Annotated in this window: 26 protein-coding genes and 1 pseudogene; 12 read left to right on the forward strand and 15 right to left on the reverse strand. The window is 72.2% G+C overall.

Annotated features, from left to right (window positions below):
- Nucleotides 1–108: 108 nt before the first annotated feature.
- From ACFV3E_RS12555 to ACFV3E_RS12565, 3 genes are read right to left on the reverse strand one after another with little or no spacing between them, the layout of a single operon-like run.
- Nucleotides 109–801 carry a cytochrome b/b6 domain-containing protein gene (locus tag ACFV3E_RS12555; RefSeq protein ID WP_500534672.1) on the reverse strand — a complete coding sequence of 231 codons (693 nt, stop codon included), beginning with the start codon at nt 799–801 and terminating at the stop codon, nt 109–111.
- Nucleotides 743–1,417 carry a molybdopterin-dependent oxidoreductase gene (locus ACFV3E_RS12560; protein ID WP_500534853.1) on the reverse strand — a complete coding sequence of 225 codons (675 nt, stop codon included), beginning with the start codon at nt 1,415–1,417 and terminating at the stop codon, nt 743–745. The genes ACFV3E_RS12555 and ACFV3E_RS12560 overlap by 59 nt, the downstream gene beginning before the upstream one ends.
- A 56-nt stretch (nt 1,418–1,473) precedes the next feature.
- Nucleotides 1,474–2,106, reverse strand: coding sequence for a GMC oxidoreductase (locus ACFV3E_RS12565; RefSeq protein ID WP_500534673.1), 633 nt, complete (start codon nt 2,104–2,106; stop codon nt 1,474–1,476).
- Nucleotides 2,107–2,756: 650 nt separating this feature from the next.
- On the opposite strand from ACFV3E_RS12565, the gene ACFV3E_RS12570 reads away from it, so the two are divergent.
- The 4 genes from ACFV3E_RS12570 to ACFV3E_RS12585 all read left to right on the forward strand — a co-directional run bounded on the left by ACFV3E_RS12570 (nt 2,757) and on the right by ACFV3E_RS12585 (nt 7,750).
- Nucleotides 2,757–4,706 (forward strand): N-acetylmuramoyl-L-alanine amidase, encoded by a 1,950-nt coding sequence (locus ACFV3E_RS12570; RefSeq protein WP_500534674.1) that lies wholly within the window; start codon nt 2,757–2,759, stop codon nt 4,704–4,706.
- A gap of 180 nt (nt 4,707–4,886) precedes the next feature.
- A complete protein-coding gene (locus tag ACFV3E_RS12575) occupies nt 4,887–5,345 on the forward strand; it encodes a hypothetical protein (protein ID WP_500370800.1) in 459 nt (152 codons plus the stop codon).
- 82 nt (nt 5,346–5,427) lie between these two features.
- Nucleotides 5,428–6,882 (forward strand): glyceraldehyde-3-phosphate dehydrogenase, encoded by a 1,455-nt coding sequence (locus ACFV3E_RS12580; protein ID WP_500534675.1) that lies wholly within the window; start codon nt 5,428–5,430, stop codon nt 6,880–6,882.
- Between the two features lie 127 nt (nt 6,883–7,009).
- Nucleotides 7,010–7,750 carry a GNAT family N-acetyltransferase gene (locus tag ACFV3E_RS12585; RefSeq protein ID WP_500534676.1) on the forward strand — a complete coding sequence of 247 codons (741 nt, stop codon included), beginning with the start codon at nt 7,010–7,012 and terminating at the stop codon, nt 7,748–7,750.
- A gap of 47 nt (nt 7,751–7,797) precedes the next feature.
- On the opposite strand, the gene ACFV3E_RS12590 is transcribed toward ACFV3E_RS12585, so the two are convergent.
- Nucleotides 7,798–8,379 (reverse strand): TetR/AcrR family transcriptional regulator, encoded by a 582-nt coding sequence (locus ACFV3E_RS12590; protein ID WP_500534677.1) that lies wholly within the window; start codon nt 8,377–8,379, stop codon nt 7,798–7,800.
- Nucleotides 8,380–8,467: 88 nt separating this feature from the next.
- On the opposite strand from ACFV3E_RS12590, the gene ACFV3E_RS12595 reads away from it, so the two are divergent.
- Together ACFV3E_RS12595 and ACFV3E_RS12600 are read left to right on the forward strand one after the other, a co-directional pair.
- A complete protein-coding gene (locus ACFV3E_RS12595; RefSeq protein WP_500534678.1) occupies nt 8,468–8,836 on the forward strand; it encodes a DUF4267 domain-containing protein in 369 nt (122 codons plus the stop codon).
- Nucleotides 8,837–8,883: 47 nt separating this feature from the next.
- The gene (locus ACFV3E_RS12600) at nt 8,884–9,375 is read left to right on the forward strand and encodes a cupin domain-containing protein (protein ID WP_500370805.1); all 492 of its coding nucleotides are present in this window, start codon (nt 8,884–8,886) and stop codon (nt 9,373–9,375) included.
- Between the two features lie 19 nt (nt 9,376–9,394).
- Here ACFV3E_RS12600 and ACFV3E_RS12605 read toward each other — a convergent pair whose 3' ends face one another.
- Nucleotides 9,395–9,580 (reverse strand): hypothetical protein, encoded by a 186-nt coding sequence (locus ACFV3E_RS12605; protein ID WP_500534679.1) that lies wholly within the window; start codon nt 9,578–9,580, stop codon nt 9,395–9,397.
- Between the two features lie 156 nt (nt 9,581–9,736).
- Between ACFV3E_RS12605 and ACFV3E_RS12610 the strand changes: the two genes are divergently transcribed.
- Both ACFV3E_RS12610 and ACFV3E_RS12615 read left to right on the forward strand, forming a co-directional pair.
- Nucleotides 9,737–10,462, forward strand: a complete 726-nt coding sequence (locus ACFV3E_RS12610; RefSeq protein ID WP_500534680.1) for a DUF2625 family protein — start codon at nt 9,737–9,739, stop codon at nt 10,460–10,462.
- Nucleotides 10,463–10,558: 96 nt separating this feature from the next.
- Nucleotides 10,559–11,782, forward strand: a complete 1,224-nt coding sequence (locus tag ACFV3E_RS12615) for a serine/threonine-protein kinase (RefSeq protein WP_500534681.1) — start codon at nt 10,559–10,561, stop codon at nt 11,780–11,782.
- 32 nt (nt 11,783–11,814) lie between these two features.
- On the opposite strand, the gene ACFV3E_RS12620 is transcribed toward ACFV3E_RS12615, so the two are convergent.
- Nucleotides 11,815–12,657, reverse strand: a complete 843-nt coding sequence (locus ACFV3E_RS12620; RefSeq protein ID WP_500534682.1) for an undecaprenyl-diphosphate phosphatase — start codon at nt 12,655–12,657, stop codon at nt 11,815–11,817.
- Nucleotides 12,658–13,083: 426 nt separating this feature from the next.
- On the opposite strand from ACFV3E_RS12620, the gene ACFV3E_RS12625 reads away from it, so the two are divergent.
- Together ACFV3E_RS12625 and ACFV3E_RS12630 are read left to right on the forward strand one after the other, a co-directional pair.
- Complete coding sequence (locus ACFV3E_RS12625; RefSeq protein WP_500534683.1) at nt 13,084–14,385, forward strand: hemolysin family protein; 1,302 nt, start codon at nt 13,084–13,086, stop codon at nt 14,383–14,385.
- The gene (locus ACFV3E_RS12630; RefSeq protein ID WP_500534684.1) at nt 14,382–15,413 is read left to right on the forward strand and encodes a hemolysin family protein; all 1,032 of its coding nucleotides are present in this window, start codon (nt 14,382–14,384) and stop codon (nt 15,411–15,413) included. Before ACFV3E_RS12625 ends, ACFV3E_RS12630 begins: the two co-directional genes overlap by 4 nt.
- 4 nt (nt 15,414–15,417) lie before the next feature.
- Here the strand turns inward: ACFV3E_RS12630 and ACFV3E_RS12635 are convergent, their stop codons facing one another.
- The 8 genes and pseudogenes from ACFV3E_RS12635 to ACFV3E_RS12670 form a co-directional block, all read right to left on the reverse strand.
- Nucleotides 15,418–15,780, reverse strand: coding sequence for a hypothetical protein (locus tag ACFV3E_RS12635; RefSeq protein WP_500534685.1), 363 nt, complete (start codon nt 15,778–15,780; stop codon nt 15,418–15,420).
- 98 nt (nt 15,781–15,878) lie between these two features.
- Entirely contained in the window at nt 15,879–16,118 is a 240-nt protein-coding gene (locus tag ACFV3E_RS12640; protein ID WP_500534686.1) for a twin-arginine translocase TatA/TatE family subunit, read from the reverse strand.
- Nucleotides 16,119–16,230: 112 nt separating this feature from the next.
- Nucleotides 16,231–18,753: a Pls/PosA family non-ribosomal peptide synthetase gene (locus ACFV3E_RS12645; protein ID WP_500534687.1), complete on the reverse strand. Its 2,523-nt coding sequence runs from the start codon at nt 18,751–18,753 to the stop codon at nt 16,231–16,233.
- Nucleotides 18,754–19,100: 347 nt separating this feature from the next.
- Complete coding sequence (rox, locus tag ACFV3E_RS12650) at nt 19,101–20,525, reverse strand: rifampin monooxygenase (RefSeq protein WP_500534854.1); 1,425 nt, start codon at nt 20,523–20,525, stop codon at nt 19,101–19,103.
- Between the two features lie 141 nt (nt 20,526–20,666).
- Entirely contained in the window at nt 20,667–20,873 is a 207-nt protein-coding gene (locus ACFV3E_RS12655) for a hypothetical protein (RefSeq protein ID WP_500534688.1), read from the reverse strand.
- Between the two features lie 111 nt (nt 20,874–20,984).
- On the reverse strand, nt 20,985–21,557 hold the full coding sequence (locus ACFV3E_RS12660) for a hypothetical protein (protein ID WP_500534689.1): 573 nt from the start codon (nt 21,555–21,557) through the stop codon (nt 20,985–20,987).
- A gap of 441 nt (nt 21,558–21,998) precedes the next feature.
- Nucleotides 21,999–22,895 carry an aminoglycoside phosphotransferase family protein gene (locus ACFV3E_RS12665; protein WP_500534690.1) on the reverse strand — a complete coding sequence of 299 codons (897 nt, stop codon included), beginning with the start codon at nt 22,893–22,895 and terminating at the stop codon, nt 21,999–22,001.
- 130 nt (nt 22,896–23,025) lie between these two features.
- Nucleotides 23,026–23,136: pseudogene (locus ACFV3E_RS12670) on the reverse strand (ATP/GTP-binding protein); the annotation flags it as partial.
- 124 nt (nt 23,137–23,260) lie between these two features.
- Here ACFV3E_RS12670 and ACFV3E_RS12675 point away from each other — a divergent pair.
- Nucleotides 23,261–23,914, forward strand: a complete 654-nt coding sequence (locus ACFV3E_RS12675) for a class I SAM-dependent methyltransferase (RefSeq protein WP_500534691.1) — start codon at nt 23,261–23,263, stop codon at nt 23,912–23,914.
- A gap of 22 nt (nt 23,915–23,936) precedes the next feature.
- Here the strand turns inward: ACFV3E_RS12675 and ACFV3E_RS12680 are convergent, their stop codons facing one another.
- Nucleotides 23,937–24,386, reverse strand: a complete 450-nt coding sequence (locus ACFV3E_RS12680; RefSeq protein WP_500534855.1) for a DUF2199 domain-containing protein — start codon at nt 24,384–24,386, stop codon at nt 23,937–23,939.
- Between the two features lie 330 nt (nt 24,387–24,716).
- Here ACFV3E_RS12680 and ACFV3E_RS12685 point away from each other — a divergent pair, with 330 nt between their 5' ends.
- The gene (locus ACFV3E_RS12685; protein WP_500534692.1) at nt 24,717–25,328 is read left to right on the forward strand and encodes a PadR family transcriptional regulator; all 612 of its coding nucleotides are present in this window, start codon (nt 24,717–24,719) and stop codon (nt 25,326–25,328) included.
- The last annotated feature ends 91 nt before the right edge of the window (nt 25,329–25,419 follow it).

The following is a 25,419-nucleotide window of genomic DNA, read 5'->3' on the forward strand; positions in this document are numbered from 1 at the left end:
GCCCGCCGCCGCACGGAGGGCGTGACCGGCGGGTACGCCGGGGTGGCGGGGCCCCGGAGATGGGGGCCCGGCCACCCGGGCGCTTGCGTAGGTGCGGCGGCGCGACGTTCAGCGCTCCGGTGTGTCCTTGGCCGCCGGGCGGTCCTCGTCCAGCCAGTGGGCGTGCCATCGCCGCGCCCAGCCCAGGGAGACGTACCCGGTGCGCATCCCCAGCCGCGCCTCGGGGTCCTGGAAAGCCTTGCGGATGTGCCCGATCAGCACCAGGGCGATGGCCCAGGCCAGGAGGTCGTGCACGAAGATCGCGCTGGTGCGGGAGACCGCCGGCAGCAGGCCGGTGAACCACATCAGCAGCCCGGTGGCCGTCATGACCAGCACGACCCCGGCGAGCCAGCCCGCGTAGAGCTTCTGGCCGGCGTTGAACTTGCCGGCGGGACGCATGTCCGGCGAGGTCAGCCGCCGGCGCGCGGCCCGCAGCCAGCGCTTGTCGTACGGGGCGAAGCGGTTGAGCCTGCGCAGGTCCGCGCGGAAGGCGGGGGAGGCGAGTCCGAGCAGGAAGGGCAGCGGCAGCAGGATCCCCGACCATTCGTGGACCGTCGCGAGCAGGTGGCGGCGGCCGACGAGCTGGGCCAGCGGTCCCAGGTAGAGGCAGGCCGCGGTCGCCAGGCACACCAGCATCAGCAGACCGGTGCCGCGGTGCACCCAGCGCTCGGCCCTGGTGAACCGCCTTACGCGCCCGGGGCGTTCAGGCGGCCTGCGCGTCGCCACGCCTGTCGGCGCCGTCGAGCCAGCCGTCGACGTCATAGCCGTACTCCTCCCAGTAGCCGGGGATGACCTCGTCGGTCACGGTGATTCCGGACAGCCACTTGGCCGACTTGTAGAAGTACATCGGCGCGGCGTAGAGCCGGACGGGGCCGCCGTGCTCGTGGCTGACGGGCTTGTCCTGCATCTTCAGGGCGACCAGCATGTCGGGGCGGCGCGCCTGGGTGAGGGTCAGGCTCTCGGTGTAGACGCCGTCGAAGCACGTGAAGTGGATCGCCTTGCCCTCGGGACGCACCCCTGCCGCGTCCAGCAGGTCCGACAGCGGCACGCCCTCGAAGGGGGTGTCCGCCACCCGCCAGCCGTCGGTGCACTGCACGTCGCGCACGATCCGCCGCTGCGGGAGCGCGCGGAGGTCGTCGAGGGTGTACGTCCGCGGACGGTCGACGAGACCGTTGACCTTCAGCCGGTAGGTCCGCTCGTCCTTGCGGGGAACCGAGCCGACGACGCTGTAGTAGCGGAAGCCGCCCGGGTTCGGGAGCACCCCGGTGAGCCCGGTGGGGTCGGCCTGCGAGGCCGCGCCGAGGAAGTTCTCCCAGCCGCGCTGCAGCCAGGGTGCGGCGGCGACGCCGGCGACCCCGGCGCCGAGCATGCCGAGCATGGTGCGACGCGCCACAGGGGTCCCGCGCTCCGGCCGGTTCTCCTGGTCGGCCACGGTCACCACGCACCCTTCCGGGAGACGAGCTCGGCGGCCCGCCCGGCGATGGCGTAGACCGTCGCGTTGGTGTTCCCCGAGACGATCGACGGCATCACCGAGGCGTCGGCGACGCGCAGCCCGTCGATGCCGCGGACCTTGAGCTCCTCGTCGACCACGGCGCCCTCGCCGGTGCCGAGCCTGCACGTGCCGACCGGGTGGAAGTAGGAGGCCAGGCCCCTGCGGAGGTAGGCGGCGACCGCCGCGTCGTCGTCGACGTCCACGCCGGGCAGCACCTCCTCGCCGCGCCAGCCGTCGAGCGCCCTGGCCCGGCCGATCGCGTCATAGGCACTGCGGTGCCCGCGGGTGAAGACCATGGCGTTGATCGCCGACGACCCGCCGAGCCCCCTGCCCCGGGCGAGCGCCACGGACGTGCCGGTGGAGGCCTGCTCGGTCGTGCGGTCGCCCCAGTCGGACGACGTGCCCGGCAACCGCGGCCACGCGGGGGGAACCGGCATCGCCTCCGGCACGTGGGGGCCGCCCGCCTCCAGCAGGAGGACGCGGGCGCCGCCGTCCTCGGACAGGCGCGAAGCCGGCACACTGCCGGCCGTTCCCGCGCCCACCACGACGTAGTCGTATTCCACAGCCTGGCTCACGCGGCCTCTCCTCGGTTCCGGGGACGCGATGACCGATCTGATCACCTATTGAAGTGGTGATGACTTTCGCACAGAAAAAAGTCACCTGTCAAGGCGGTGACGAATGGAGGCGTCCAGGACCGCATGCCGAGACTCGGTGTCGCGAATCATCCGGTCGGCACCGTTATGCGTCGCAGTTACTTGCATGGTGCAGCACTTTCCTGGTCTACTCCTTGACGCAGCAAGCTATTGGCCTGGGGTCTGAGGCTCTCGCGTGCACGCCCGTCCGGACAAGAAGAGGGATCTTCGTGAGCTTCCACCGTCGGGGCGGTGACGCACCGGGAGGTCGTGCGACTGCGATGCACGGGCCGAGTTCGTCCGCCGATGCGGTCCCCGCGCCTCTCCGCCGCCCGGTTCCCCCTCGCGGGTGCGGGAGTTGCGGCGGATGCCGGGAATTCGGCTGATGGACCCCCGCGCCGTTGCCGCTCGCCGCCCGGAGGATCCGGCCCGCCGCCGGCGAACCGCGCGGCGGTGGCTCGATAGTGACGGTGCCTCATTTTCCGGGGATTCGGCGTGAGTAGAATCCGCGAGCCTTCCAGGGGCAGATGGCACGTCACATCGACGTCCGGCCAGGGGAATTGGCCTCATACGTTCAAGATTTGGGATCGTTCATGACATCAGAAACATCCATACGCCGGCACGCCAGGCGGCGCAGGCCCGGCCTGCTGGCCGCGGTCGGCGCGCTGGTGATCGCGGGCTCGGTGGCCGTGCCGCTGACGGCGCAGGCCACCGGTGCCGCGCCGGCGGACACCGCGCGGCAGCGCGACTTCGCCGCGGCGGCCGACGAGTACCACGTTCCGGAGCAGGTGCTGCTGGCCGTGGCGTACCAGGAGTCGGCGTGGGACGGGCACGCGGGCGCGCACAGCGCGAGCGGTGGCTACGGTCCGATGCACCTCACCGACGTGACGGCGGAGATGGTGGCCGGTGGGGACGCCGGCGCGGCCGGCCGCAGCGACCTCGCGTCCTTCGTCGCCGACCCGGCCATGCACACCCTCCAGGCGGCGGCGAAGCTCACCGGTCTTTCCGCGCGGGAGCTGAGGAACGACCCGGCGGCCAACATCCGCGGTGGCGCGGCGCTCCTCGCGTCGTACCAGAAGGCCACGGCCGGAACCGCATCCGCCGAACCCGGCGACTGGTACGGGGCCGTGGCCCGTTACAGCCAGGCCGCGCAGCGGCAGGGCGCCCAGGCGTTCGCCGACCGTGTCTTCGCCACCCTGGCCAAGGGCGCCGGCCGTACCACCAAGGACGGCCAGCGGGTCCGCCTCGCCGCCATGCCGCGGGTCGAGCCCGCCAAGGCCCAGCTGGCGAAGCTGCACCTGAAGGCCGCGGCGACCGCCGACGTCGAGTGCCCCACCACCGTGGACTGCACCTTCGTGCCGGCGGCGTCGACCAACGGCCAGGTGTCCAACCGGCCCGCCAACGGGATCCGGATCGACACCATCGTCATCCACGACACCGAGGGCTCGTACGAGTCCGCCATCGCCACCTTCCAGGCCCCTGGCAGCACGACCGCCTCGCACTACGTGATGCGGTCGTCGGACGGGGCGGTGACGCAGATGATGGCCACGAAGGACATCGCCTTCCACGCGGGCAACTACTCCGCCAACATGCACTCCGTCGGCATCGAGCACGAGGGTTTCGCCGCGCACGGTGCCGACTGGTACACCGAGGCGCAGTACGAGGCCACGGCGGAGCTGGTGAAGTACCTGGCCGGGCGCTTCGGCATCCCGCTCGACCGGCAGCACATCGTGGGCCATGACAACGTTGCCGGCCCGAACTCCGGGTCGGTCTCCGGCATGCACTGGGACCCGGGCACCGCCTGGGACTGGGAGCACTTCATGGCCCTGCTCGGCGCGCCCGTCACGGGCAGGCACGGCGTCGGTGACATCGGCTCGGTGGTGACCATCGCCCCCGGCTTCGAGCGGAACCAGCAGACCGCCCAGATCTGCCCGTCCGACGACCCGACCGGTGCCACCCCCGAGTGCACCAAGGTGACGCAGGCGTCGAACACCCTGTTCGTGCGCACCGCCCCCAGCAGCACCGCGCCCCTCTTCGGGGACCCGGCGATCCACCCCGGTGCCGCCGGCACCGACCGGATCAACGACTGGGGCAACACCGTGCAGGCCGGCCAGCAGTTCGTCGTCGCCGGCAAGGAGGGCCCCTGGACCGCGATCTGGTTCAGCGGCGCGAAGGTGTGGTTCCACAACCCGTACGGCGCCAACACCGTCCCGGCGCGCGGCGGTTACACCATCGTCAAGGCCGGTGTGACGCCCGCCACGCCGCCCGGCAAGGTGTACGGCTCCAGCTACCCGGACGCCGCGGAGTACCCGGCCGGGTACGGCGCCTCCACCCAGGCCCCGCTGAGCATGTACACCATCCCGTCCGGCCAGGCGTACGTCGCGACCGCGCCGCCCGCCCTGACCGACGACTACTTCAAGGCTGACGGCAAGGTCGTCTTCGGCGCCAAGAAGATGTACACCATCCAGTACAACCACCGGGTCGCCCTGGTGTACGCGGGCGACGTCATCGCCACGGAGCGTCCCGCGCACAACGACCGCTGAGCCGGTCGCCGACGCCCGTACGACGCGCTGAGGGTGGGGCCCGTGAGCCACGGCTTCCGGGCCCCACCCGCGTCCGGGACCCGTGCCCTGCCCTTTCCCGCCCTTCGCCCGCGCCGGTCCGGCGCGGGCCGGCACCCCGGTGAGCGGGACTCACCGACTGCACCACTTCTGGAGCCACAGGTGCGCAAAGCACTCCTGCCCGCAGCACTCGCCACCGCCGCACTCGGTGTGTCCGCCGTCTCCTGCGCGGACGCGCCCCGCCCCGGTGGCACGGCCGCCGAGGCGCCCGCGGAGGACCTGCGGGTGGGGGCCGTCTGCTCCTCGCACTTCGCCTTCGCCACCGACGTCTCGTGCGGGCTGGTGGACCTCGGCGACGTCCGCTTCCACTGCACCGGTGAGCACGACGGCCCCTGTCCCAGGACCCGTTCCGTGACGTTCGAGAACATCGGCAGCACCTCGGTGCGGCTCGTGGCGGTCAGCGGGTCGGCGCCGGGGGAGCGGCACGAGGCCGTGTCCCGGGCGCTGCCGACCGGGGCGCGGACGGTCGTGGCGCCGCGCGACGGTGACCGGTACCTCTTCGACGTCCTCCTGCGCGCGGAGACCGGCTCGGCGGCGGTGGGGGTCGTCGCCGTCTCCTGACGTCACCCGGTGGGACCCGCGGCAAGAGCGAGATGGCGGTGTGGTTAACATATGAGCACCGCCTAGCTCGAAAGATAAGCCTTTGACTGTCAACGAGGACTCGTTCACCGACTGGAAGCACCGCGAGGAGATCGCGGAATCGATGATTCCGATCATCGGGAAGCTGCACAGGGAGCGGGACGTGACCGTCCTGCTGCACAGCCGCTCCTTGGTGAACAAGTCGGTGATCAGCATCCTCAAGGCCCACCGCTTCGTCCGGCAGATCGCCGGCGAGGAGCTCTCGGTCACCGAGACGCTGCCGTTCCTGCACGCACTCACCACGCTCGACCTCGGCCCGTCCCAGATCGACCTCGGCATGCTCGCCGCGACGTACCGGGCCGACGACCGCGGGTTGTCGGTGGCGGAGTTCACCGCGGGGGCCGTCGCGGGCGCCACGGGTGCCAACAAGATCGAGCGCCGTGAGCCGCGCGACGTCGTCCTCTACGGCTTCGGCCGCATCGGCCGCCTCCTCGCCCGGCTGCTGATCGAGAAGGCCGGTTCCGGCAACGGCCTGCGGCTGCGTGCCATCGTCGTCCGCAAGGGGGCCGGCCGGGCCGGCGAAGACCTCGTCAAGCGCGCCTCGCTGCTGCGCCGCGACTCCATCCACGGCCAGTTCCAGGGCACGATCACCGTCGACGAGGCGAACAGCACGATCGTCGCCAACGGCAACGCCATCAGGGTGATCCACGCCGACGACCCGACGTCGCTGGACTACACCGCGTACGGCATCAAGGACGCCATCCTCATCGACAACACCGGCAAGTGGCGTGACCGCGAAGGCCTTTCGCAGCACCTGCGTCCCGGCGTCGACAAGGTCGTCCTGACCGCGCCGGGCAAGGGCGACGTCCCCAACGTCGTCCACGGCGTCAACCACGACATGATCAAGCCGGACGAGCGGATCCTGTCCTGCGCCTCCTGCACCACCAATGCGATCGTGCCGCCGCTGAAGGCGATGGCGGACGAGTACGGCGTCCTGCGCGGCCACGTCGAGACGGTCCACTCGTTCACCAACGACCAGAACCTGCTGGACAACTACCACAGCTCCGACCGCCGCGGCCGTTCGGCGCCGCTCAACATGGTCATCACCGAGACCGGTGCCGCCTCGGCCGTCGCCAAGGCGCTGCCCGACCTCAAGGCCAGGATCACCGGCAGTTCCATCCGCGTACCGGTGCCGGACGTCTCGATCGCGATCCTCAGCCTGCAGCTCGCCCGGGAGACCACCCGCGAGGAGGTCCTCGACCACCTCCGCGAGGTGTCGCTGAACTCGCCGCTCAAGCGCCAGATCGACTTCATCACCGCCCCCGACGCCGTCTCCAGCGACTTCATCGGCTCGCGGCACGCCTCGATCGTCGACGCCGGCGCCACCAAGGTCGACGGCGACAACGCCATCCTCTACCTCTGGTACGACAACGAGTTCGGCTACTCGTGCCAGGTCATCCGTGTCGTGCAGCACGTGTCCGAGGTCGAGTACCCGACCTACCCGGCCCCGCGGGCCTGAGGGTCCGGCGCGCCGGTGCGGCACGGCGTCCCCCGGCCGGAAATCGGTTGCCCGCACCGGCGGGCGGCCCGCAGCATGGGCCGCATGAGAGCGATGCCGATGCCGGTGGGCGGGTACTGAGTTGACCGTGCACGAGGAAGAGCGCCTGGTCCTGCGCGGCCCGGGGGGACTGCCGGAGCTGACGTACGTCGAGGGGGTCCGGGACGGGCGGCCCTGGGCCGACCTCGCGGAGGCGGTGGGGCCGGACCCCGTACCGGCCGTGCTCGCGGGCATGCCGGGGTGGGCCGTGTCGGGTTCCGTCGAACTCGGGGAGCGGCTCGTCCGGCACGGTGCCCGGGTCCTGCGGCACGCGCACACCATGGAGCGCGACCTCGTCGCCGACCCCCCGCCGCGCGAGTGGGCCGCGGCGCCCCTGCCGGACGGACTGCGCGCCGTACCCTGCGACCGCGAGGCACACGAGCTGTTCCCCGCGTGGCGTGCCGCCTTCGCGCCGGGTCATCCCGACCACCATCAGGGAAGTGACGAGGAGGCCCTCGACGCCCAGTTGGCCCCGGTGCTGTCGGGCGCCGTGCTCGGGCCGGTCCTGCCGTGCAGCACCCTGGCCGTCGACGGGGACGGCCACGTCGTCGCGGGGGCCGTGGTGACGGACCGGGACGGGCTCCCGTGGGTCGCGACGGTCTTCCGGCAGCCGGATCCCCGCCACGCCGGCCTCGGATCCCGGCTGCTGCGCCGGGCGCTGGCGGACGCGGCGGAAGGCGGTCTCCCGAGGATCGCCCTGGCGGTGAGCGACGGCAATCCCGCTCGCCGGCTGTACGAGCAGCTGGGGTTCGCCGTCACCGCCACCTCGCTCACCGTCCTCGTCCCCTGAGGGGGGCCGGGCGGCGGGGGTGCGGCGTGCGCCGCCGCTGCCGTGCGTCAACCGCCGTTCGTGAAGCGCCCGTTCAGCAGGGCGAGGCGGCGCTCGTGCGCCCCCTCCGGCAGTCGGCCGCTGCGCATGAGGGTGACCAGGCCGTGCAGGGACGCCCAGTAGGTCTCGGTGAGGAGGTCCGGCGCGTCGCCGGCGCCCGCGACCGGCTCCACGGCCCGCAGCAGTTCGCCGAACGCCTCGCGCAGGGCCGCCGGGGCCTCGGGCGTGGCGAACGGCAGGCCGACGCGGTGCGTGAACATCGCGTCGTAGAGGGCCGGCCGCCGCCGCGCGAACGCCGTGTACGCCTCGCCCACCGCGGCGAGGGTCTCCCGCGGGCCCGCCACCGCGGTGCGCGCCTCCCGCAGTTCGGCGGCCAGTTCCGCGAACCCCTGCACCGCGACGGCGGCCATGATCGCGTCCTTGCCCTTGAAGTGGCTGTACAGGACGGGCTGGCTGTACTCGATCTCGGCGGCCAGCCGCCGCGTGGTGACGGAGTCCCAGCCCTCGGCCTCGGCCAGTTCCCGCGCGGCCGTGATGATCAGCTGCTCGCGCTCGGCTCGCTCGCGCTCCCGGCGCGTCCGGATCGTCATGGCAGAAATTCTAGCACCGCTAGACCTCCTGTCGATGCTCTGCTAGCTTCGCTCTTGTCCCTAGCGCTGCTAGCAAGGAGATGTGGACGTGACCACCACCGCGTACACCCTGGCCGTCGTGCTCGACCTCCTGGTGCTCTTCATCGGAGCCCGATTCCTGCTCCAGCCCCGTCCCGCGGCCGCCGCCTACGGCGTGCCCGCCGAAGGGGACGGGGCCGCCGCCTACCTCACCGTCAAGGGCCTGCGGGACGCCACCTTCGGGGTGATGGGCCTGGCCCTGCTCGCCTTCGCCGGTGCCCGCGTCGAGGCCTGGTTCATGCTGGTCGTGGCGCTCGCCCCGCTCGGCGACACCTTGATAGTCCTGCGGCACGGAGGCACCAAGGCGGTGGCCTTCGGCATCCACTTCGCCACCGCGGTCGTCGTCCTCGTCAGCGCCGCCCTGCTCTTCGCCGTCTGACCCGGCAGTTCCCGAAGACCCGTCACCACCCGGACCAGGAGTTCGCCATGTCATTGATCGTGCCCGACTTCGACGCCTCCGTGATCGTCCGCTCCACCGAGGCCGAGGTCATCGGCCGCGCCCCCACCACCGTCCGGCTGCTGGCCGACAGCAGCGCGACGGGAGGCGCGCTCTCCACCCAGCGCGTGACCCTGACCGGGGGCGCCGACGGCGCCCGCCCGCACCGGCACGACCGGTCGGCCGAGATGTTCTACATGCTCGACGGCGAGGCCCGGTTCCTGTCCGGGGACGAGGTCGTCACCGCCGGAGCCGGCGACCTGGTCGTCGTCCCGCCCGGCCGCCCGCACGCCTTCGCCGCGGCGCCCGGGTGCGACGCCGACATGCTCATCGTCATCACCCCGGGCGTCGAACGCTTCGAGTACTTCCGCCACTTGCAGCGCATCGCCCTGGGCGAGGTCACCCCGGAGAGCCTGCTGGAGGTGCAGGAACGGTACGACACCTACTTCCTGCACAACGCGGCCTGGGACGACCGGCACTGAGCCGGGGCGCCGGTCCGGCTCAGCGCCGGCCGGGGGCCGCGGTACGGACGAGGCGGGCACCGGAGCCCGCCAGGACGACGGTGACCACGACCGTTCCGGCCGCGCCACCGGCCTGCGAGGTGCCGAAGCCGTGCACCGCCGTGACGACGGCGGCGAGGAGGAGGACGCCTCCGAGCGGGCGCCGCCATGCGAGGACCGTGTTCACCTTTCCTCCTCCCGATGGGCCGGAAGCCGCCCCCTGACCGGACCCGGACACCGCCGTGCGGGGGGCCTGACGCCCAACCGGCCCGAGGTGGACCTGAGGTTCCGCGGCGCCCACCCCGCCTCCGGCGGGCGCGCATCGGGCTGCGATCATCCCCGGGTGCGGCAGATCGACGAATTGACCGACGTGGACACTCCGGCGTGGCCGGAGCTGGCGGCCATGCTCGCCGGTGGCCCCGTGGCCGCCCGGGTGCTGCCCGGCGATCGTGACGAAGGGAGCCGGTGCCTGCTGCAGTTGCAGGTCACCGCGCGGTCGGCGCTGGGTGCCCTGGTGCTGAACACCGGCGGGGTGCTGCTGGACGACGGGTGGGTGCGGGTGTTCGGCGGCGGCCCGGCCGCCGGCGGCGGCCTGCCGAGCCTGGGGCAGGTCAACCGCTTCCCCGCGGTCCTCGACCCGGCCTGGCATCCCGGCACCGGTCTCGTCGTCGGCCACGACGCGGTGGGCGGGGTCTTCGCGCTGAACGGCCACGCTCCCGCGGCCGCCGGCCGCCCGGGAGCGCCGGGCCAGATGACCTACTTCGCGCCCGACAACCTCGCCTGGGAGGCGATGGAGACGGGCTACTCCGGTTGGGTCACCTGGCTGCTCTCGGGGCGGCTGGAGACGTTCTACGACGGGCTGCGCTGGCCGGGCTGGCGCGAGGAGGCCGCCGCCCTCACCCCCTCGCAGGGGATCGCGGTGTACCCGTTCCTGTGGTCGCAGGAGGCCCACGCCGATCTCGCGGCGACCACCCGGCAGGCGGTTGCGATGAGCCAAGTCCTCGCATTCGCGGCCGACTTCGCCCGCCGGACCGGCCCGGCGGACCCGGGGTTCCTCGGCGAGGTGTGAGTCCCCCGGCGGTTGCGGCCGCAGGTCACCGCGGGTGCCCGGGTGAAGTACCTTAAGCAAGGTCTGGTTTGGCTCGCGGGATCGAGGTCGTACGACGTGCTGGTGGCGGATCGGTATCGCTTGGACGCGCCCATCGGCCGCGGTGGCATGGGCGAGGTGTGGCGGGCGACCGACGAGGTGCTGGGACGTCCCGTCGCCGTGAAGCTCCTGCTGGGCGACGGTTCCGACGCCTCGGCGGCCGCGCGGTTCCGGCTGGAGGCGCAGACGGCGGCGCGCCTGGGTCACCCGCACGTCGTGGCGGTCTTCGACTTCGGTTCCTGGGACGGGCGGTTCTTCCTCGTCATGGAACTGGTCGAGGGCGACAGCCTGAGCCAGCTGCTGGAGGCAGGGCACGTGCTCGGCGCCGAACACGTCGCGGTCGTCGCCGCGCAGGCGGCCGCGGGTCTGGCGGCCGCCCACCAGCAGGGCATCGTCCACCGCGACATCAAGCCCGGCAACCTGATGCTCGACGCCGCCGGATCGCTCAAGATCGGTGACTTCGGGATCGCCCGGTTCGTCGACGATCCGGCCGCCGCGCTCACCATGACCGGACAGATCGTCGGCACCAGCCTCTACCTCGCCCCCGAACGGGCACTGGGCCGGACCGCGGGGCCGGCCTCCGACGTCTACGCCCTCGGGTGCGTCCTGTACCAGCTGCTGACGGGCCGTACGCCGTTCCAGGGCGACAGCGCCACGGCCCTGCTCTACCAGCACATCGACAGCGCGCCCGTGCCGCCCTCCCAGCTGGGCGCCGACCTGCCCGCCGCCTTCGAGGGGTACCTGCTCGGGCTCCTCGCCAAGCAACCGGAGGACCGGCCGACGGCCCAGGACGTGGCCGACTGGTTCCGCACCGACGCCTGGCGCGCGCACCCGGTGTCCCTGCCCGCCACCGTGCCGTCGCACGGCGCCCCGAACGTCGCGGGACACGAGGCCGGTGCCGCAGCGCGGGTGCGGCCGACGGCGGCACGCTCCGCGCGGTCGGCGCCGGCGTCGAGGCGGCGGGCGGCTCCGGCGCAGCGGCGCAGCCCCGGCGAGTTCATCCGCTACCGGCCCCGCGTCGCGAGCGCCATCGCCGGGGTGGTGGCCTTCGCGGTGGCGGTGCTCCTCGGCATGCTCCTGTTCTCGCCGGAGAGCAGCTCCGCGAAGACCCCCACCACCGGTCCGAGCGCGACGCCGACCCAGGGGACCGGGCCCGCGCCCGGCGCCGGCACGCCGTCCGCCGGCCACGGCGACCAGGGCCACGGCGACCAGGGCCACGGCGACTCGGACGACGAGGACTGAGCCGGGGACCGGGGCGGGGACCGGGAGGCCGGTCAGCCCACGTCTCCCGCGCCCGGTGCGACCGCCCCGGCGGCGACCAGTGCGATGATCAGTACGCCGAGGAGCACGCGGTAGATCACGAACGGCGTGAAGCTGTGCGTGGAGACGTACTTGAGGAACCAGGCGATGGCCGCGTAGCCCACGACGAAGGCGATCCCGGTGGCGAGCAGCGTCGGTCCCCAGGCGGGGGCGGCGCCGTCGCCGATCTTGAACAGCTCCAGGGTGCCGGACGCGAGCACCGCGGGGATGGCCAGCAGGAACGAGTAACGGGCCGCCGCCTCACGGCTGTAGCCGAGGAAGAGCCCCGCGCTGATGGTGCCGCCGGAGCGGGAGACGCCGGGGATGAGGGCGAGGGACTGGGCGAAGCCGTAGCCGAGGGCGTGGGGGAGCGTCAGCTCGGTGATGGGCTTGGCGTTGCGGATCGCCCGGCTGCGGTCGGCCACGGCGAGGACCAGCCCGAAGAGGATCAGCACGGTGCCGGTGATCCGCAGATCGCGCAGTGACGTCTCGATGCTGTGCTGGAACACCGCACCGAGGACCGCGATGGGGATCGTCCCGATGATGACGAACCACCCCATGCGGGCGTTCGGGTCCTTGCGCCGGTCGGGCACGAAGAGCGACGTCGTCCAGGCCTTGACGATCGAGACGATGTCGCGGCGGAAGTGGATCAGCACGGCCGTCTCGGTGCCCAGCTGCGTCACGGCCGTGAAGGCGGACCCCGGGTCCTTCCAGCCGGCCAGGGCGGAGAACACGCGCAGGTGCGCGCTGGAGGACACGGGCAGGAACTCGGTGAGCCCCTGCAGCAAGCCGAGGACGGCGGCTTCGAACCAGGACATCGGGGGGTGACTCCACGGATGGTCGGGGCGGCGGCCCGGCGGCGGCGCCGCTCGGGAGAGGTGCGCGACATGAGGTCGTACGGTGGCAGTGGCCGGAGACGGGCGGGATGCGGCCCGCGGTGGATCGGGCCGTGCCGCCGGCCGTCGGCACCCTGCGGGCCACCCGCAGAACTACCGCGTCAGGTAAAGAAGTTCCCAAGACGCCCTGATGGCCGAGCGGTCTCCGGCCGGTCGTGAGGGGTGGGGGCGGCCAGTGACCAGGGGCCCGTCCGCCGACCGTGACTTTTGCGCTTCCTTTACCATGGGGGAAACCCGTCGTACCGAGCACGGAGAAGGAGCCGCGGTTCCCGCGATGGACCATCCCCCGAGTACCGACCGTGTCATACCCCGAGAGGCCCGCCGAGGCGTGGGAACGGGGGTGACACGGTGACCGAAGTGCTGCTCCTCCTGCTGGCCCTGCTGCTGACCCTGACCTGTGCGGTGTTCGTCGCGGCGGAGTTCTCCCTGACCACGGTGGAGCGCGGTGAGCTGGAACGTTCCGCGGCCGCCGGTGAGCGCGGCGCGGACGGCGCCCTCAAGGCCGTGCGGCGGCTGACGCTGCAGCTGTCCGGCGCGCAGCTGGGCATCACGGTGACCTCGCTGGTCATCGGCATGCTCGCCGAACCGTCCCTTGCGGTGCTGCTGAGCGGCCCCATCGAGGCCGCCGGCCTGCCCGAGGGCGCCGCGTCCATGACGGCGACCGTCCTGGGTGTCGTCGTCTCGACCGTGGTGCTGATGGTGATCGGCGAGCTGGTGCCCAAGAACTGGGCGATCTCCAGCCCGCTGGCCGTCGCCAAGGTGGTGGCCGGGCCGCAACGCGGCTTCACCGCGGCCTTCTCGCCGCTGATCAACCACCTCAACGACGCCGCGAACCGTCTGGTGCGCCGGTTCGGCCTGGAACCGGCCGAGGAATTGGCCTCCGCCCGCACACCGGACGAGCTGCGGGCCCTGGCCCGCCACTCCGCCGCCGTGGGCGTCCTGGAGCCCGACTCCGCCGAGCTCTTCGTCCGCACGCTCCACCTGAGCGAACTGACCGCGGAGAACGTCATGACCCCGCGCGTGGACGTACGGGCCCTGGAGGCCCACGCGAGCGCCGCCGACGCCGCCGCCCTGTCGCTGTCCACCGGGCTGTCCCGCTTCCCCGTGTACAGGGACGGCCTCGACGAGGTCATCGGCACCGTCCACATCCGTGACGTCCTGGCCCTTCCGGCCGCGGAACGCGCCACCACACCCGTGAGCGCGCTGGCCACCGCGCCGCTGCTCGTGCCCGACAGCCTGCCCGTGAACCGGCTGCTGGACCGGATGCGCAGCCGCCGCACCATGGCCGTCGTCATCGACGAGTACGGCGGCACGGCCGGTGTCGTCACCGTCGAGGACGTCGTGGAGGAGGTCGTCGGCGACGTCCGCGACGAGCACGATCCCCAGCAGCGGCCCGACCTCGCCCCCGCCGGCGACGGGTCCTGGGAGGCGGACGGCAACGTCCGCATGGACCAGCTCGCCGGCATCGGCCTCACCGCGTCCGAGGGCCCGTACGAGACCGTCGCCGGGCTGCTGGCCGCCACCCTCGGCAGGATCCCCGCCCGGGGCGATGCCGCCGAGGTCGACGGCTGGCGCTTCACCGTGCTCAGCGTCGACCACCACGTCGCGGAGCGGGTCCGCGTCGCACGCATCCCGGAGGACGCCCGATGACCGCGCTGCAGCTCGCCGTCGGCGCCCTCACGCTGCTGACGAACGCCTTCTTCGTGGGCGGCGAATTCGCCCTGATCTCCGTACGGCGCAGCCAGATCGAGCCGCGCGCGCAAGGAGGCGACAACCGCGCCCGCACCGTGCTGTGGGGTCTGGAACACCTGTCCGCCCTGCTGGCCACCGCGCAGCTGGGCATCACCGTCTCCTCGCTGGTGCTGGGCGCGGTCGCGGAGCCCGCCATCGCGCACCTGCTGGAGCCGGCCTTCGAGGCCGCGCACGTCCCGCACGCGCTGGTGCACCCGATCTCGTTCGTGATCGCCCTGACCGCCGCCACCTACCTGCACATGCTGGTCGGCGAGATGGTGCCCAAGAACATCGCGCTCGCCGCACCCGAGCGCGCCGCGCTGCTGCTCGGCCCGCCGCTGGTGGCCGTCACCCGCGCGCTGCGCCCGGTGGTCTTCGGTATCAACGCCTTTGCCAACGCCCTGCTGCGGCTGCTGCGCGTCGAGCCGAAGAACGAGGTCGCGGCCGTCTTCACCGACGACGAACTGGCCCGCCTGGTCCAGGACTCCAGCGCCGCCGGCCTGCTCGACGGCACGGGCGGGGAGCGCCTGCGCGACGCCCTGGAACTCGGCAGCCGTCCGGTGGGCGAGATCCTCGTACCGGCCGGCCGCATGGTCACCGTCGGTGAGCGGGTCACCCCGGACGAGCTGGAGCGGACCGCCGCCGCGTCCGGCTACTCCCGCCTGCCGGTCACCGGCGCCGACGGCGGCGTCCTGGGCTACCTCCACATCAAGGACACCCTCGGCGCCGCCGAGCGCGACCGTCCCTACCCCCGGAGCGCCTTCCACCCCGTCATCCGGCTCCGCCCCACCACCCCGCTGGACGACACGCTCACCGCCCTGCGGGCCGCGGGCACCCACCTCGCCGCGGTCACCGGGGACGACGGCACGCTGCTCGGCTACGTCACGATGGAGGACGTCCTCGAGGAGCTCGTCGGGCCGGCCACGGCGGTCGAGGAGGCGGCCTGAGCCGCTACCCGGCGGCGTCGGGCCGGGGACGTTCCGCGGGCGGCGCGGCGATCTCCGGCGCGTACAGGGTCGCCAGCGGTTCCGGGCCGGCGTACCGCCGGCACGGACACCGCCGGGCCTCGTCCTCGTCCTTGTCGCCGGACTCGTCCTTGCGGCCGGACGGTGCCGGGACGGAGGCGTAGCACAGGCCCTCTCGCGCGTCGTGGTAGGCGAGGTGGTGCCCGCAACCGCACACCGGCTGCGGCCCGTTCAGCTCCTGCTGCCGGGCCTTGCGCCGCTCGGTCGCGGCCTTCCTCAGCCGGTCGTAGGCACCTCCGGTGACATAACCGCCCGCGAGGATGACCAGCGCGATCTCGAACCCGGTCACGGCTCCCCCTGCCCCTCACCCGGCGGTCCGTACAAGGCGATGTTCGCACGGCCGTCAAGCAGGCGTCCGCGACCGCGCGCTCGACGGCCGGTGGAGGCTCAGCGCCCGGTGCCGTCCACCTCGTCGGTCCTGCGGGTCACGTCCCCGGGGGACGCCCGGATGACGCGCGGGGCGGGTCCGTCGGCGGACGGGTCGTCGTCCGCCTTCATGGCCGCGGCCTCGCTCTTGAGGATGCGGGTGGCCTTCCCGGCGGAGCGAACGAGGCCGGGGAGCTTCCTGATGCCGATCAGGACGATGACCACGATGAGCAGCAGGGCGAGTTCGCTGAGGCCGAACATCGTGCCGGTTCCCTCCGATGGGACGGGGCGCGGGGCGCCCGTGGTGACGACCCTGAGGAAACTACAGGACTGTGGAGACGAGCGGGGGCGCGAGCGTTCCCGCGGGGCGGTTTCAGCCGGGAGCGCCGGCCACGGTGCCGCGCATCTCCCGGGCCGGGTTGCCGCCCCAGTGGGCCCGCTCCGGGACCTCCTCGCCCTTCATCAGGAAGGAGTCGGGCGCGAGGACCGCCCCGTCGCCCATCGTGACGCCGTAGTGGACGAGGGCGCCCACGCCGACGGTGCAACGGCTGCCCAGCGTGGTGCGGTCGGACTTGAAGGTGCCGTCCTCCTGCGAGTGGCACTGGATCCGGGTGCCCTCGTTGAGGACGCATTCGTCGCCGATGGCGACGAGGGACCGTTCCGGCACGTAGCAGCCGTCGTCGAAGACCCGGCTGCCGATCCGGACGCCGAGCAGCCGCCAGACGACGGTCTTGAAGGGCGTGCCGTTGAGGACCGCGATCGCCTCGGTCGGGTTGGTGATCTTCCAGTAGCGCTCGTGCCGCCAGAAGGGACGCTCGTAGATCGAGCAGTACAGCGGCCGCAGACCGCCCGGGCCCGCGGTGGCGCGCTCGGTCAGCATCATGTCGGCGACGGCGAACAGCACCGTGAGGACGTTGGCGAGCGCGATCACCGCCGGGCCGAGCGTGGCGTACAGGTCCGCGGCGACCGACACCACCAGCGCGACCGAGAAGAAGAACAGCCACCGCGACATCAGGTGCAGGGCCATGGTGGCGGCGTTGTGCTTGTTCTTCGCCGCCAGGCGGCGCCGGAAGGTCGCGCCGTCCTTGAGGTGGTCGAACCTGCTGTCCCGCAGGACGGACCGGGGGATCTCGAAGCTGGGCGAGCCGAGCAGCCCCACGCCTTCGCGGACCTCCCCGTCGAGCGGGACCATCACCTTCGTGGCCAGGAGGCAGTTGTCACCGGTCCTGCCGCGGGCGGGGAAGGCGATGTGGTTGCCCAGGAAGTTGTGCGGGCCGATCGTCACCCGTGACGTCCGGAAGGACGTGCCGGTGTAGTCGGTGTTGATGACCGACAGCCCGTCGGCGATCATCGTCCCCCTGCCGACGCTGGTGAGACCGGGGGTGTCCTGCCGCACCGTGAGGCCGAAGTTGGAGCCGGTCTGCTCGGCGTCGCCCAGGTCGTAGCCGAGGCGGCTCAGGTAGGGGACGATCGCCGAGCTGTCGCCGAACAGGACCTTGTGGAAGCGCCGGTTGGTGAGGAAGCCGACGGCCCGGTGCACCCCGTAACGGAAGCCGAACAGGGGGTAGTCCGTGTCCGGCCGGACGAGGAGGCCCAGCACGCGCGGGACGCTCACGGACAGCAGGGCCCCGACGACGACGGCGCCGAAGAAGAAGATCGCGGACGCGGCCAGGGCGTCGGCGTAGAACGTCCAGCTCGTCAGCGCCGTGGGCCCGGGTCGCAGCAGCGCCTCGAACTGCGGGACCGCGGCGACCACCAGGACGGCGCCGCCGACGGCCAGGGGGACGTACACGATCAGGGCCGTCAGCACCTGGGTCGCCGAGTAGGCGGCCCTGCGGACGGCGCCGCAGCGGACGGGGCCGGCGGAGCAGCGGTGGTCCACCTCGGCCGGCTGGGCCGGTGACCCGTGCCAGCGTTCGCCGTCGGGCACGGCCTGGCCGGCGTGCAGCGAGGAGGCGTGCCCGAGCTGGGTGCCGTCGCCCATGGCGGTCCCGATGTCGAGCACCGTCGCCTCGCCGATCAGCACGTCCCTGCCGAGGGTGACCGTCCCGGTGCGGATCACCCCGGACTGCGCCCGGTAGCAGTTGAGGAAGACGTCCTTGCGGATCACCGTGCCGTCGCCGACGGTGAGCAGGTCGGTGCAGACCGGTACGTGACGGCTGAGGATCGTGACGCGGCGTCCGACCTTCGCGCCGAGCGCCCGCAGGTAGAGGGAGTAGAGCGGGGACCCGGCGAACAGTGCCAGCGGGTTCGCCCGGATGAGCGTCTTGGCGCACCAGAAGCGGACGTACGCCAGGCTCCAGAGGCGGATCTCCCGTGGGCGCCACCGGCCGACGAGCACCCACTTGGCCGCGATGGGCAGCACGCACACCCCGAGGAAGACGACGGCCCCGAACACGACCGCCCGCAGATAGGTGCCGAGCAGCCCCGAACCGTCCGCGATCCACTCCACGCCGCCCGCGAAGACGAGCGCCGCGGCATAGGAGTAGGCGAGGAAGAACAGCAGTTGCAGCGTCGCGCACAGCACGTAACGCGGCGTACCGGACCGGCTCCCCGGCGTGCCCGGTCCGTACGGCGCCGCCACCGGGGAGGCGGCGGCCGGCCCGGCAGCCGGCGGCGGGGCTTCCGCGAGGGCCGCCGCCAGGCTCCTGACGGTCGGATGGCGGTAGACGTCCTTGATCGAGACGGACGGCATGTCCTGGCGCTTCCTGAGCCGCGCGCAGAAGCGGGCCATCACCATGGAGTCCGCGCCGAGGTCGGTGAAGAAGTTGCCGTCGAGCGGGACGTGCTCGGCCTGCACGACCGGCGCCAGCACCTCGGCGAGGATCCGTTCGCGGTCGGTGGCAGAGGACTCGTCGGGATCGGGGGTCAGGACGTCGACCGGGATGTCCGCCATGGCGGCTCCATGAGAGGTGGGGACCACGTGCGGTCGAGCTGAGCACCGAGGCGACACCGCCTCGGCCAACGTCCGAGCGAGCGATCCGGAAGCTGTGGGTGTGTCCTGGGTCCGGCATCGGGTGTGTGTGTCGTACTCGCAGTCTCGGGCCCGGGGACCGCAGACGCCACCCGGCCGGGCCGTCACCTTCGGCAACTCCGCGTCGGCGGAACGTGATACCCCCTGGTGACGGACTCCTGACCCGGCCCAGGGCGGAGCCCAGCGGCCGCGTGACCTGCCCCCGGGTGCCGGGTGGGGGCGGGCGGTGCGGTGGCCGCGTGGCAGTTGGGCGCCGGGCGCGCTGGTGGTCAGTGGGCGGCGGCGCCGAACCACCGGGGGAGGACGCCGAGCAGCTCCCGCTGGTCCTCGCCGGCCCAGGCGACGTGGCCGTCCGGCCGCAGCAGCACCGCGGGGACGTCCAGTTCCTCGGCGACGTCGACGACGTGGTCGACCCGGTCCTCCCAACCGGCCACCGACAGCCCGCCCGTCCGGTCCAGCAGCAGGCCGCGGCCGGCGCGCGTCAGGTCGTACAGCCGCCCCCGCTTCAGCTCCACGTCCCGCAGCCGCCGGCCGAGCAGGTCGTGGCCCTCGCCGAAGTCGTACCGGATCCCGATAGCGGTGATCTTCTCGATCAGGTGCCGGTTCACCTCCTCGAAGTCCATCAGCTCCGCCAGCAGCCGGCGCACGGCCTGCGGACCCGGCTCGGTGGACAGCAGGTGCATCTGCGCGCGGGTGTTGTCCAGCACGGCGGCGGCCACCGGGTGCCGTTCGGCGTGGTAGCTGTCCAGCAGCGCCTCCGGCGCCCAGCCGTTCACCGCGGCGGCGAGCTTCCAGCCGAGGTTGAACGCGTCCTGGATGCCGAGGTTCAGCCCCTGCCCGCCGGTCGGCGGGTGGACGTGCGCCGCGTCGCCGGCGAGCAGCACCCGGCCCACCCGGTAGCGCTCCGCCTGCCGGGTGGCGTCGCCGAAGCGGGAGAGCCAGCGCGGCGAGTGCACGCCGAAGTCGGTGCCGGCGACCGCCCGCAGCCGCTCCTTGAACTCCTCGAAGGCCGGCGCCGCACGGTCCTCGGCCACCCCGTCCGCGGGCACGATGAGACAGTGCCGCCCGCTGGGCTCGGGGATGACGCCGAACCGCCCCTGCGTCCTGCGGACCTCGGCCACCACGGCGGCCACCGCCTCCGGGGGCGCGGCCACCTCCATCTCGCCCAGCAGCGTCTCGACCCGGGAGGGCTCGCCGGGGAAGCCGACGCCGAGCAGCTTGCGCACGGTGCTGCGTCCTCCGTCGCACCCGACGAGGTAGCGCGAGCGCAGCCGCGTCCCGTCGGCCAGCTCGGCGGTCACCCCGTCGTCGTCCTGGCTCAGCCCGGCCAGTTCGCAGCCACGCCGGATCTCCACGCCGAGCTCGCCGGCGTGCTCGGCCAGCAGGCGCTCGGTGACCGGCTGCGGGATGGCGAGGACGTACGAGTGGGCGGTGTCCAGTCCGTCGGGCCACCGCTTCCCGAGGCCGCCGAAGAAACCGCCGACCGTGAACTTCTCGCCGTGCGCGAGGAACCGCTCCAGCAGACCGCGCTGGTCCATCACCTCCACGCTGCGTACGTGCAGCCCGCGCGAGCGGGTCTGCACGCTCGGCTCGGCCTCCTTCTCCAGCACGAGCGCGTGCACACCTTGCAGCCGCAGCTCGGCGGCCAGCATCAGGCCGGTCGGCCCGCCGCCGACGACGATGACGTCGATCATCAACACACCCATCCCCGCAGGTTCTGACTCAGGGCGGTGATTCTGCGGCACGACGGGGGCCTTGCCGCAAGGCCCCCCATGCGCTATACGTTGACAGTGGCGAGGAGCGGTGCTCCTCGCCTTTGCCGTTGCGGCCCTTGGTCATCGTGCCGTCGACGAGGCGCGCTCGCGCCACAGCCGCCGGAGGGCTTCCAGCTCGGTCCGCGGGAACTTTCTGCCCCAGGCGTTCCGGTAGCCGTCGGCACCGTGGACCTTCGCGACCTCGTCGAAGCAGCGCACGACGGCCCGGGCGAGAACGTCGACGCCCGGCGCCCCGGCGCCCCTGACGGTGCCTGGCCAACGTCGCACTCGCCACCGCTGACCAGCGTCTCCACACTGCGTCGGCAGCGTTCCACCCCACGAGCACGAGACCCACTACCACGCTCAACACCAGCCCCAACCGACGGCTGGAATCAACCCCTAGTACTCCGCGGAGTCGTGCTTCTCGGTGTCGGCATCGAAGTAGACGTCGAGGACGGCGTCGAACTCATCGCTCCAGGCCCGCAGCCGGTGTCGGCTGGGCGCGTCGACCCACGTCTCGAACCAGCGGCGCGGGGACAGGTAGACCGTGACGCCGAAGCGATGCCCCCACTTGGGGACGTCGACCTCGACCGCGCCGATCTCTGTCCAACTGAACTCGGCCTCGATGTCGTCCAGCCGGAAAGTGAGGCCGTCCCGGTCCACCCGGATCGCCCCCCTGCGGTCCGCCGCCTCGAACACCGGGCCCTCACCGGAGCCTTCGGTGACTTCGGCGTCGTCAACTTCGGCGTCGTCATCGGTGTCGGCGGCGGACTCTTCCGCGGCCGCGGCGGGCGACGGCCCGGCATCGGTCGTCACGTCAGCCGCGGCGTCGGACGCACTGTCGGTCTCGGAGGCCGCGGCCTCGGTCCTGTCGTCTCCATCCGGTTCCGGCCCCAGGATGCCGGGGACGTGTGCCGGATCGATGCCGGCGGCCTGTACGAGCGGGATGTTCGAACCTCTGCTCTGCTCCACGGCGGGCATTATGGCTGATCCGCCTGTGCACGTGACATCCGCCCCGGCCTTCGGGTTCGGCCACTGCACCGTGCGCGGTGCTCACCCGAGGAAGCGACCTGCGCCGTAGCGGTCCTCTTACGGGAGTCCGCTCACTGCGACCTCGCTTCTGGCCTCGTAACCGCGCGCACCGGCATGGGGCGTGCGACGCCGCTGACCGGTCTCACCGAAGGGTGACCGCAGCCGTGGTGAGTTTCTGACCCGGCGGCTGGCGAGGACGACGAGGTTTGACGGCGGCGTACCCGGCCCGCTGGGCCACTCGTTGCATCCCGTGGAGGCAGGGCGTCCGACGCTCCGGGGCCGAGGCGGGGAACACCGGGCTGGGCTCCACTGGTTCAGCGACCTCGCGGAGCCCTCAACGGCACGTTCCTGAGCGGGATCCCGGGCTTCCGGGTGACGACATCACTCCATCGACCCCAGAATGCGGTCGAGTGTCCGGCGCCCCATTCTGCTCATCGCCGGATTGCTTTCGACGTAGTACCAGACAACACCCAACGCCTGTTCGAACGCCCATGCCTTGCCGCGCTCCCACTCCAGATCGTCGCAGGCCAGTGTCTGCCGGAGCACTTCCCGCGGGCCCGGCTGCAACAGGTGCCAGGCACTGACCAGATCCAGCGCGGGGTCGGCCGGGCCGAAGCCGCCGGTGTCGAGTACGCCGCCGAGCCGGTCTCCCGCGACCAGGACATTGCCGGGAATCAAGTCACCGTGGCTCATCACGTCGGCACCCGTGCGTGGCAACTCCCGGAAGTGGCTCCACGCTTGGCGCAGCCGGGGCACGTCGAGCAGCCCCTTGCTCTCCTCGAAGCACTTCGCCATCCAATCGTCGTGGTGGGCGAGAACGCCGCCACGGCCCTCGCCGCTGAAAAGCCGCCCCAGCGTCTCGGCCTCCCGGAGGGCTGCGATGAAGGCCGCAAGGTCCTCGGCAAAAGCGTCCGACCCACTCGGGTCGGCATCAAAGGCCACCGTTCCCGGCAGCCATGTCTGGACCGACCACGGCATGGGATAACCCGCTCCAGGCTGTCCCACGGCGACGGGTTCCGGGGCGGGGAACCGGGACACCTGCGCCAGCTCCGCGCTCGCCCGGGCTTCCTGTTCCAGAACCGCCAGCGCCTGGGCGGCATCGGCCAGACGCAGAGGGAAACGCGCAGAGAGGTCGTTCCCGATGCGGAAGATGGCGTTGACCGTCCCGGTCGACGACAGGAGTCGGATCGCCTTGCCGGTCCACTGAGGGAACTGTTCCTGGACCAAGGTCGCGACGGTTTCGGTGGTCACGTCCACTTGGTCATCGTGCATGGTCATTCTCGCAGGCCCTTCCACTGGTCCAAGTCGAGACGCCGGAGGCAGACCAGATCAACTGGGACGACAGCCAGTATTCATATGCCAGGGTCCAGATCAACCGAGATGTGCGGCCACCCAGGGTCACAGCCGCGGCCTCGATGATGTCGGCGATGTTCGACCGGGGACGGGCCGGCAGTCCCAGGAACCGGGCGAACTCCGCGGCGACCATGCGGGCGGTCGCAGTAGGCGGAACTGTGATGTAGCGCCGTGACCGCAAACGATCACCGGCGTGGTGTGAGGGCTGGGTGCCGGCAGCGGTGGAGGCCGCGCAGGTCAGCCGAAGGGCGCGCCATGGTCCGTCAGTTGCCCGGTCTAGGGTCGCCCGCATGGCCGAGCCCTCCTTTCTGACCACCGTCCGCGAGTCGTACGACACGGTCGCCGCCGATTACGTCGAGCGCGTCCCGCCTCCGGCCGAGATGGACCCGCTGTCGCGCGCGATGCTGGCGGGGTTTGCCGAACTGGTGCGGACGGCCGGTCCGGGGCCGGTCGCGGACCTGGGATGCGGCCCCGGCCGCGTGACGGCGCACCTGGCCGGGCTGGGGGTGCCCGTCTTCGGCGTCGATCTGTCGCCGAAGATGATCGGGCTGGCCCGGCACGCCTATCCGGACCTGCGGTTCACCGAGGGCTCGATGACCGCGCTGGAGATGAGGGACGACGAGCTCGGCGGCATCCTGGCCTGGTACTCCACCCATCACACGCCCCCGCAGTGGCTGCCGGATGTGTTCGCCGAGTTCCACCGCACGCTCGCGCCCGGCGGCTACCTGCTCTGGGGAGACTATGTCGGCAATGAGCGGCTGCAGCCGACCCACGGCTATGGCCGTCCGGTGTCCTACGAGTCGTACCTCCTGCCCCTGGACCGCACGGTCGGCCTGCTGGAGCAGGCCGGACTCGTCGTCACCGCGAGGCTGGAGCAGGAGCCCGGCGGACGCGTGAACAGACCGCACGCCTGCCTCCTGGCCCGCAAGCCTGCAACGCCCTGACGGGGCTCGCCGACGCGGCCAGTCAGGCCGGGTGGAGCACCGCCGTGGCGATCGCACGCACGCGGTCCTGCGTGATCCCGGTGCGCTGTTCGACGGCGAGCGGGTGGTCGGTGGGCTCCAGCTCGATGAAGGGCCGCTCGCCGACCGGTCGAGTGTGGGCGTTCGTCTTCAGGTTGGTCGTGCTCTCGGGATAGAGCGCGAGCTCGGTGCTGAGCCAGCCGAAATACGGCTTCTCGGCCTCGCGGCCCTCCGTGTTCCACACCTCAAGGGCACGGGCGAAGTTGTCCTTACTCAGTGAGACCCAGACGCCCCAGGAGAACACGTCCTGGCTGCCGATCACGGGTATCTCGATCAGGCCCCTGACGAAGAAGTGCTGGCCCTTGATCACGCACTGGTCGGACGACAGCATGCTGTCCGGATCACTCTCGAAGCTGTGATCCCACACGTCCGGGGCCATCGTCGAGTAGCTCATGGGGAGCTCTGCGTGGTGCTCGCCGCAGCACGAGCACGTGAAACCGAGATCGTCAGACATGCCGTGAGCCTAGCGAGCCCTGCACAGGGGTCACTCTTGACCGTCCAGTCGCTCTCGGCGCGCTGCCGCCATCATTCAGGGCCCGACTGGTCGGCCCCATCTGGTGAAACTTCGATGAGACGCACAGGCCGGTCGTCAATCTTCGGTGAGACCGGTGCATCTTCGCTGAGACAGGACACCTGCGCCGCAGGTGGGAGGGCCTTGCCTCGCGACTGTTACCGATATATCGTTGAGGTATCGCGACCGTACGATGATGGAAGGAGCGTCACCATGCGTTCCCATGGACATGGACACTTTGGGCCCGGCCATCACGGCCGCGGCGACCACGAGGAGGAGGGGCGGCGCGCGGCGTTCGGCCCGTTCGGGCCGCCGTTCGGCGGCGGGCCCTGGGGGCCCGGGCCGTGGCATGGCGGGCGGGGCGGCAGGGGAGGTCCGCGGGGCCGGGCGCGGCGCGGCGACGTGCGCGCCTCGATCCTGGCGCTGCTGGCCGACCGGCCCATGCACGGCTACGAGATGATCCAGGAGATCGCCGAGCGCAGCGGCGGCGCGTGGAAGCCGAGCCCCGGCTCGGTCTACCCGACGCTGCAACTGCTGGAGGACGAGGGCCTGATCAGCAGTGCGTCGGAGGGCGGCAAGAAGCTCTTCACGCTCACCGAGGCCGGCCGTGCCGAGGCCGAGGCGGGGCCCGACGCCCCCTGGGAGGAGGCCGGGCGCGGCATCGACTGGGAGGCCATGAACGAGATCCGCAAGGCGGGCGCCGGCCTGGTCGACGCCTTCCGGCAGGTCTGGGCGACCGGTACGCCCGAGCAGCGTGACAAGGCGCTGACCGTGGTCAACGAGGCCCGCAAGAAGCTCTACCTGATCCTCGCCGACGAGGACTGACCCTCTCGGCGCCGCGGGGCGCGGGGGCGGGGGGGGGGGGGCCGCGGGGGGGGGCGCGGCCCGGGGGCAGGGGTTTTGGGAGGGGCGCGCC

This window comes from Streptomyces sp. NPDC059718, from assembly GCF_042733315.1.
Lineage (GTDB): Bacteria > Actinomycetota > Actinomycetes > Streptomycetales > Streptomycetaceae > Actinacidiphila.

Excerpts from the sequence above, each read along its gene's own strand:
- ACFV3E_RS12555 (WP_500534672.1), bottom strand. The coding sequence starts at position 801 with ATGACGTCGACGGCTGGCTCGACGGCGCCGACAGGCGTGGCGACGCGC.
- ACFV3E_RS12560 (WP_500534853.1), bottom strand. The coding sequence starts at position 1,417 with ATGCTCGGCATGCTCGGCGCCGGGGTCGCCGGCGTCGCCGCCGCACCC.
- ACFV3E_RS12570 (WP_500534674.1), top strand. The coding sequence starts at position 2,757 with ATGACATCAGAAACATCCATACGCCGGCACGCCAGGCGGCGCAGGCCC.
- ACFV3E_RS12590 (WP_500534677.1), bottom strand. The coding sequence starts at position 8,379 with ATGACGATCCGGACGCGCCGGGAGCGCGAGCGAGCCGAGCGCGAGCAG.
- ACFV3E_RS12600 (WP_500370805.1), top strand. The coding sequence starts at position 8,884 with ATGTCATTGATCGTGCCCGACTTCGACGCCTCCGTGATCGTCCGCTCC.
- ACFV3E_RS12620 (WP_500534682.1), bottom strand. The coding sequence starts at position 12,657 with ATGTCCTGGTTCGAAGCCGCCGTCCTCGGCTTGCTGCAGGGGCTCACC.
- ACFV3E_RS12630 (WP_500534684.1), top strand. The coding sequence starts at position 14,382 with ATGACCGCGCTGCAGCTCGCCGTCGGCGCCCTCACGCTGCTGACGAAC.
- ACFV3E_RS12640 (WP_500534686.1), bottom strand. The coding sequence starts at position 16,118 with ATGTTCGGCCTCAGCGAACTCGCCCTGCTGCTCATCGTGGTCATCGTC.
- ACFV3E_RS12645 (WP_500534687.1), bottom strand. The coding sequence starts at position 18,753 with ATGGCGGACATCCCGGTCGACGTCCTGACCCCCGATCCCGACGAGTCC.
- rox (WP_500534854.1), bottom strand. The coding sequence starts at position 20,525 with ATGATCGACGTCATCGTCGTCGGCGGCGGGCCGACCGGCCTGATGCTG.
- ACFV3E_RS12665 (WP_500534690.1), bottom strand. The coding sequence starts at position 22,895 with ATGACCATGCACGATGACCAAGTGGACGTGACCACCGAAACCGTCGCG.
- ACFV3E_RS12675 (WP_500534691.1), top strand. The coding sequence starts at position 23,261 with ATGGCCGAGCCCTCCTTTCTGACCACCGTCCGCGAGTCGTACGACACG.
- ACFV3E_RS12680 (WP_500534855.1), bottom strand. The coding sequence starts at position 24,386 with ATGAGCTACTCGACGATGGCCCCGGACGTGTGGGATCACAGCTTCGAG.
- ACFV3E_RS12685 (WP_500534692.1), top strand. The coding sequence starts at position 24,717 with ATGCGTTCCCATGGACATGGACACTTTGGGCCCGGCCATCACGGCCGC.